We start from the raw sequence: 6,991 nt of genomic DNA on the forward strand, positions 1-6,991 counted from the left end.
GACCGACTTGCCAGGGGGTACCCGCAGGTGTGCTCTGGAAGGCGGGGGCGAGGAGAGAGGAGCACGCTCATGGCTCAAGCGGCACCCACGTCCGGCAGGATGCCCCGCAGCGGCCGTACGCCCGACGTGTTCAGCGCGCAGGCGCACGCCAGGGCCCGGCTGGCGATGCCGATCGCGACCGGGCTGATCTACGGCTACTGGGCCGCGGCCAACCGGCGCAGCGGCGGTCCCATCACCGGCTGGAACCTGCTGTTCGGCTTGCTGACCGCGTTCGTCTTCGCGGTGGTGCTGTTCGCCGTGCTGACCTATTCCCCCCGGCTGCCGCGAGAACTGCACGCGCTGGTGTGGACGGCGTTCATGGGCATCGCCTTCGGCTTCCTGTACAGCCAGACCGGCGAGGCGGTCATCCGGTCCATCGGCATGTCGGTCGCGGTCGCGGCGGTGACGTTCATCTGGATGTTCTACCGGTTCTACACGCACGAGGACGCGGCCGGACGACGCCTGCGGTAGCGGCGCCGAGCCGTGTGCGCGTGGGCCCCGGCCCCCACGGCCGGGGCCCACGTGTTCCCCTGTTTCCCCTTTTCCCCTCACCGGTCGCCGGGGCCACTGCGGGCGCCCGACGACGCTCCCCCACCAGGAAACACCCGTTCGGGTCAGCCCTCCACCGGAGCGCGGCGCCCCAAGGGTTCGAGCGCTCCGGGGCCGCCGTACCACCCGTTCGGACCGGCTCTGGGCCCGGGATGCCCCGAATGCAGTCACCCCGCTCGCCTGACCGGCCTTCAGGGGCTTGCCTGGAGGCGTGTCCTCAGTACCCTCAGTGCCCCCGGGGCCTCCAGGGTCCCCCTGGCCCGCGCCGCCCGCACGTCTGCGGCGCGCCCTGTCGGCCCTGCTGATCGCGCTGGCCTGTCTGCTGCTGCCGTTCGGCGCGCTCGCGGCCTGGGCGGCGTACGGGCTGGTGGACACCGGACAGTACGTCAGCACGATGGCACCGCTGGCCGACGACCCGGATGTCCGGGACGCCGTGGCGGACACCGTCGGCGACGGCATCATGCGCGAGGTGGACGTCGGCCGGCCGATGCGCGGCACGGTGGCGCCCTTCGTGCGCGAGGCGGTCCGCTCCTTCACCCAGACCCGGGCGTTCCGGCTGGCCTGGGACGCCGGCAACCGGGCCACCCATGACGCCGTGCTGAGCGCGCTCCAGAGTGAGCGCGAGGAGGCCGTGACCGTCGACCTCGCTCCGGTCACCGCCCAGGTCAGGGACCAGCTCACCCAGGACCATGTGCCGCTCGCGGCCCGTATCCCGGTCCAGCACACGGCCGTGGCCGTACTCCCGGCCGCCGAACTGGACCGGCTCCGGAAGGGGTTCCACGTGCTCGAAGTCGCCGGCTTCTGGCTGCCCGTCGCGGCCGTCGTCTTCGCGGTCGGCGGCATCGCCCTCGCCGTCCGCCGCCGCCGCGCCGTCACGGCGACCGCGCTGGGCACGGCCCTGGGCGGCGCCCTGCTCGGACTCGCCCTGGCCATCGGCCGCCGGCTCACCCTGGACGACCTGCCGCCGGACGTCTCGCACCCGGCCGCGGCCGCCGTCTACGACGCCCTGACGTCCACCCTGCGCACGGTCTCCTGGCTGCTCCTGGCGCTCGGCCTGACGGTGGCCGCGGCGGCCTGGAGCAGCGGCCGGCTGCGCCCGTCCAGGCGGCGGGCGGCGCGGCCGCGGGCCCCCGGCACCGCCGATTCCGCGTCGGTCAGGGCGGATCCGCAGACCCCTGATGAGAACATGACAGTCAGGTGACCGGCTGCTCCTCCGGAAGTCACCCTGTCGTTCGCCGCCGCCCCGCGGCCGCGCCTCCCGCCGCGAGTCCGGCCAGCGTCCGCAGCGCCCCCACCAGTTCCGGCTCCGTCGCCGACGCGAGCCCGAGCCGTACCGCGTCCGGCGTCCGCTTCGGGTCGACGCGGAACGCGGTACCCGGCGTGACCGCGATCCCAAGGTCGGCCGCGGCCGCCGTGAAACCGTCGGCCCGCCACGGCTCGGGCAGCTCCCACCAGGCGAAATACCCTGACGGATCGGCCCGTACGGCGAACCCCGCCAGCGCCTCGCGGGCCAGCCGCTGCCGCCGCGCCGCCTGCTCCCGCTTGGCCGCCACGAGCCGCGCCACGGTCCCGTCCCCGATCCACCGCACGGCCGCCTCCAGCGCGAACGCCCCCGCGCTCCACCCCCCGGACCGCACGGCGGCCGCCACCGCCCCCACCCGGTCCTCCGGTACGACGGCGAACCCGGCGGTGAGACCGGGCGCGACCCGCTTGGAGAGCCCGTCGACGAGATGGACGAGCCTGGGCGCGAGGGCGGCGAGCGGCGGTTCGGGGCCGTCGTGCAGAAACGACCAGATCCGGTCCTCCACGACCGGCAGCCCCAAGTCGCTGACCGCACGCGCCAGTTGGATCCGGCGCTCGACCGGGACGGTCACCGAGGTCGGGTTGTGCAGGGTCGGCTGGAGGTAGAGCGCGGAGAGCGGGGCGGACCGGTGTACGGCCAGGACGGACTCGACGACCGGCCCCTCCCCGTCCGCACGCACCGGGACGAGCGTCACGCCGAGCCGCCCCGCGATCTCCTTGACCAGCGGATACGTCAGCGGCTCCACCCCGACCCGGCCGCCCGGCCGGACCAGGGACCCCAGGGTGGCGGCGATGGCCTGCCGGGCGTTGCCGGTGAAGAGGACGCGGCCGGGGTCGGGCCGCCAGCCGCCGGTGGCGAGCAGGGCGGCGGCGGCCTCCCGGGCGTGCGGGGTGCCGTCGGCGGCGGCCGGCCGCAGGGCGTCGGTGAGCGCGTCGGGCCGCAGCAGGGGAGCGAGAGCCGGGGCCAGCAGCTCCGACTGCCCTGGTACGGAGGGGTAGTTGAGTTCCAGATTGACCCGCGCGGCACCGTCCTCGACCAACGCCTGCCCCTGCGGCGCGGCCCGCGCGGCCCGTACGAAGGTGCCCCGTCCGACCTCGCCCACCACCAGCCCGCGCCGCACCAGTTCGGCGTACACCCGCCCGGCGGTCGAGGCGGCGATCCCGTGCCGCCGCGCGAACGCCCGCTGCGGCGGCAGCCGTTGCCCGGCCCGCAGCCGCCCCCGCGCGATGTCCAGCGCGATCCTGTCCGCGATCCCCCGGAAGTCGTCCACGCTCCCCCCTCCGCCCTCATTGCACCGAGGGCAAAGATTCTATTGCACCGAGGAGTTGGGGATCCCTAGGGTCGATCACATGCCCCCCTGCCTCGCCTACGACGACAGCGACCCGCGCACTCCCCTCACGCCTCTCCTCCTCGTCCACGGCCATCCCTTCGACCGCACGATGTGGCACCCCCAGCGGACGGCCTTCGCCCCTACCCGCCGGGTCGTCGTCCCCGACCTGCGCGGCTACGGCGCCTCCCCGCTCACCCCGGGCAGCCCCCCGGGCATCACCCCGCTCTCCCGCTTCGCGGCGGACCTGGAGGAACTCCTCGACGCACTGGGCGTGACGACCTGCGTTCTCGCCGGCCTCTCCATGGGCGGCCAGATCGCGATGGAGTGCTACGGCCGCCTCGGCCCCGCCCGGATCCGGGGCCTGGTCCTGGCGGACACGTTCCCCGACCCCGAGACCCCGGAGGGCGGACGGACCCGGAACGCCATGGCCGACCGCCTCCTCCGCGACGGCATGCGCGGCTACGCCGACGAGGTCCTGGAGAAGATGGTCGCCCCGCACGCCCACCCCGACGTGAAGGCCCACGTCCACCGCATGATGACGGCCACGAACCCCGAGGGCGCGGCAGCAGCCCTCCGCGGCCGTGCCGAACGCCCCGACTACCGTCCCCTGCTGACCGGGGTCGCGGTCCCCGCCCTGGTCGTCGTCGGCGCGGCCGACGAGTACACCCCCGTCTCCGACGCCGAGGCGATGCACACCCTCCTCCCCGACTCCACCCTGCACGTCATCGACAAGGCCGCCCACCTGCCCAACCTGGAACGCCCGCAGGAGTTCAACCGGGTGCTGGGGGACTTCCTGGCACGGGTGGACGAAGCCTCCTGATCCCGGGCAGGTGACGCGGCGGTCCACCGCGCCCCCTCGTGGCTCCCACCCTCCGTCGGCACCGCCCCTGCTCCCTCGATAATGGGCACATGTCCCGCGAGCTTCCCATCGGCCTCACCCCTCCCGACTGGCTGGTAAGGAACCTCCGGCCCCAGCAGGCCGCCCCCCTCAACTGGGCCGCCATCGCCCGCGCCGCCGTCGCCATGAGCCTCCCGCTCGCCGTCGGGCTCGCGGCCGGACAGCCCGCGTACGGGGCGCTCGCCTCGATGGGCGCCCTGTCCGGGGTCATCGGCGACACCGCCGACGCCTACCGGATGCGGATCCTCAACATCGCGGTCCCGCAGCTCTTCGGCGCCGTCGGCGTCACCGTCGGCTCCCTGGTCTACGGCCAGGGCTGGCTCACGGTCGCCGTCATCACCGGCATCGCGCTGCTCTCCGGGATGATCTCGACGATCGGCGCGGTGTCCTCCGTCTCCGGTCTCCTGCTCCTGCTGAACTCCGTGATCGGCGCGGGCCTGCCGCTGCCCGGCGCCTGGTGGCTCACGCCGGTGCTGATGACCGGCGGCGGCCTGCTGGTCCTGCTCCTCGCCCTGCTGGCCTGGCCGCTGCGCTCGGGCGTACCGGAACGCTCGGCGGTCGCCGCCGCCTACCGCACGGTCGCCGACCTGCTGTCCGTCTGCGACTCCGACGACGGCGAGGCGTACGACCGCGCCCGGCACACCGTCACCCAGTCGCTGAACCAGGCATACGACCTGATCCTGGCCCGGCGCGCCCGGTACCGCGGCCGCAGCCGCGAACTCACCCGCATGCTGGCCCAGTTGAACGCGATCACCCCGGTGGTGGAGGCCGCCCCGGCCGTCCGGCTCGCCCGCCTCGCCGGAAAGCCGCTGCCGCCGGAGGTCCCGGCGGCGGTGCTGCACATCGCCGGTGCCATCGAGACCGGCTACACCGGCCCGATAGGGCTGCACCTGCCCGAGCCCGTCAACGAGACCGGCCGCGCCGTCGACCACGCCGTGCGGCACGTGGCCGAGGTCGCCACCACCCCCGACGTCGACCCTCGGGGCATCGACGACCGCCTGGGCCGCCCCGCAGCCCTCGGCATCCGCACCGCCCGGGCCGCCCGCAACGTGATCCTGACCGCCAACTCCTGGCGCTACGGCATCCGTCTCGCCCTGTGCATCGGCATCGCCCAGGCCCTGGTCTCCCTGGTCCCGGTCCCGCGCTCCTACTGGGTCGCCCTCACCATCACCTTCGTCCTCAAGCCCGACTTCGGCTCGGTCTTCTCCCGCGCCCTGCTGCGCGCGCTGGGCACGGTGGCGGGCCTGGTGGTGGCGGCGACGGTCCTCACCGTCGTACCCCGCGGCTGGTGGGACGTGCCGGTGATGGCGGTCCTGGCCCCGCTGGTCCCCGCCCTGACCCCCCGGGGCTACGGCTTCCAGACGGCGGCGATCACCCCGGTCATCCTGCTCCTCTCCGACGTACTGAACCACCAGGGCACGGCCCTGCTCCTCCCTCGCCTCCTCGACTCCCTGATGGGCTGCGCGATCGCGCTGATCGCCGGTTACCTGCTGTGGCCGGAGAGCTGGCGCACCCGGGTCGGCGACCGGCTGGCCGACGCGGTGGCGGACACCGCGGCCTACGTCGAGCTGGCCTTCAGAGCGGGCGCGGACCCCGCCGCCCGGGCCCGGACGCGCCGCCGCCTCTACCGCGACCTGTCCGTCATCCGCACCGAGTTCCAGCGCGCGCTGACCGAACCCCCGCCCACCGGCCGCCGGGCGGCCGCCTGGTGGCCCCTGGTCGTCGCCGTGGAACGCATCGTCGACGCGACGACGGCCGCCCGGGTCCGGGTACGGCACGGGGCACCGCCCCCCGACCGGGCCGAGGTCGATCAGGTGACCCTGCAACTGCGCGAGCTGGCGGAGGGCGTCCGCCGCTCGGAGACCCTCGTCGCGGTCCGCACGGACCTCACCGGCCCGCCGGACAGCGTCCTGGAACCACTGCGCCAGGAGGTGGCGGCGGCCAGGGCGATCGCCTCCCCGCACTGACCGCCGACCTTTACTCCATCGTTGCGAAATATTGGCGCGAGCGTGACATCGAGGGCGCGCACGCGAACGGCCGCCTCACGAACGGAAGAAGAACCGACCGAAGCCGAGGGGGACTTGAGAACGGGCTGGGATCCGACCGTCCTGCGCCCGACAGGAGTCATCGACCCTCCCCAAGATCGCAACCTGGGGCCGCTAACCTTACGTGTCCGTCCTGGCCAGCGGTTGACGGGTATCAACTCACGCGAAGGGTTGCGCACATGGGCATTCTCACTCTCCTGCGGAACGCATTCGGCCGGTCGCGAAAGCCGCGCCCCGCCGAGGCAGAGGGTGCAGACCAGCTCCCTTCGCAGTCGAAGCAGGAAGCGCCGACACCGGAACCGGAAGCCCCGGCGGCGGTCCCGGAGCCCCGGCCGGCAACGACTGACGAACACGATCTGGTCTCCGCCGCTTTCGACAACGTCACGGTTCCGAAGCAGGCGACGCGCCTGATCGAACCGGAGGTCGAGCTCAAGCCGGAGCCCGACACGTCGGCTGAGGCCGAGCCGGTGCCGGCTGAGGCCGAGACCGAGACTGAGGCTGAGCCGGTGCCGGCTGAGGCCGAGGTCGAGCCCGCCGCGGAGGCCGAGGCCGAGGTCGCGGAGCCGGTGGCCGAGGCTGCGCCGGTGATCAAGGTCGAGGTCGAGGTGGAGCCGGTGGCGGAAGCCGAGCCGGAGCTGCCGGCAGAGGCGAAGGAGGCGTCCCCGGAGCCGGAGGCCGAGGCCGAGGTCGAGCCCGCCGCAGAGGTCGAGGCCGAGGCGACGCCGGAACCGGAGACCGAGGTCGAGCCCGCCGCGAAGGCCGAGGCCGAGGCGACGCCGGAACCGGAGACCGAGGTCGAGCCAGCCGCTAAGGCCGAGGCCGAGAAT

General features: G+C 74.2%; 5 protein-coding genes and 1 pseudogene. 5 read left to right on the forward strand and 1 reads right to left on the reverse strand.

The window, feature by feature from the left end:
* The first annotated feature begins 69 nt into the window (after positions 1–69).
* Together AB0P24_RS11060 and AB0P24_RS11065 are read left to right on the forward strand one after the other, a co-directional pair.
* Positions 70–510 carry a hypothetical protein gene (locus AB0P24_RS11060; RefSeq protein WP_365792447.1) on the forward strand — a complete coding sequence of 147 codons (441 nt, stop codon included), beginning with the start codon at positions 70–72 and terminating at the stop codon, positions 508–510.
* A gap of 367 nt (positions 511–877) precedes the next feature.
* Positions 878–1,789, forward strand: a complete 912-nt coding sequence (locus AB0P24_RS11065) for a hypothetical protein (RefSeq protein WP_365792474.1) — start codon at positions 878–880, stop codon at positions 1,787–1,789.
* A gap of 19 nt (positions 1,790–1,808) precedes the next feature.
* On the opposite strand, the gene AB0P24_RS11070 is transcribed toward AB0P24_RS11065, so the two are convergent.
* On the reverse strand, positions 1,809–3,161 hold the full coding sequence (locus tag AB0P24_RS11070; protein ID WP_365792449.1) for a PLP-dependent aminotransferase family protein: 1,353 nt from the start codon (positions 3,159–3,161) through the stop codon (positions 1,809–1,811).
* A 79-nt stretch (positions 3,162–3,240) separates the two neighbouring features.
* Here AB0P24_RS11070 and AB0P24_RS11075 point away from each other — a divergent pair, with 79 nt between their 5' ends.
* The 3 genes and pseudogenes from AB0P24_RS11075 to AB0P24_RS11085 form a co-directional block, all read left to right on the forward strand.
* The gene (locus AB0P24_RS11075) at positions 3,241–4,041 is read left to right on the forward strand and encodes an alpha/beta hydrolase (RefSeq protein WP_365792450.1); all 801 of its coding nucleotides are present in this window, start codon (positions 3,241–3,243) and stop codon (positions 4,039–4,041) included.
* Between the two features lie 89 nt (positions 4,042–4,130).
* On the forward strand, positions 4,131–6,086 hold the full coding sequence (locus AB0P24_RS11080; RefSeq protein WP_365792452.1) for an FUSC family protein: 1,956 nt from the start codon (positions 4,131–4,133) through the stop codon (positions 6,084–6,086).
* 257 nt (positions 6,087–6,343) lie between these two features.
* A pseudogene (locus AB0P24_RS11085) lies at positions 6,344–6,991 on the forward strand (Toxic cation resistance protein); the annotation flags it as partial.

Origin of the sequence: Streptomyces sp. NPDC086519 (genome assembly GCF_040686075.1) — a bacterium.
GTDB classification, from domain to species: domain Bacteria; phylum Actinomycetota; class Actinomycetes; order Streptomycetales; family Streptomycetaceae; genus Streptomyces; species Streptomyces shenzhenensis.

Bases quoted from the DNA above. Each gene is read 5' to 3' on its own strand.
- AB0P24_RS11060 (WP_365792447.1), top strand. From the start codon at position 70: ATGGCTCAAGCGGCACCCACGTCCGGCAGGATGCCCCGCAGCGGCCGT.
- AB0P24_RS11075 (WP_365792450.1), top strand. From the start codon at position 3,241: ATGCCCCCCTGCCTCGCCTACGACGACAGCGACCCGCGCACTCCCCTC.
- AB0P24_RS11080 (WP_365792452.1), top strand. From the start codon at position 4,131: ATGTCCCGCGAGCTTCCCATCGGCCTCACCCCTCCCGACTGGCTGGTA.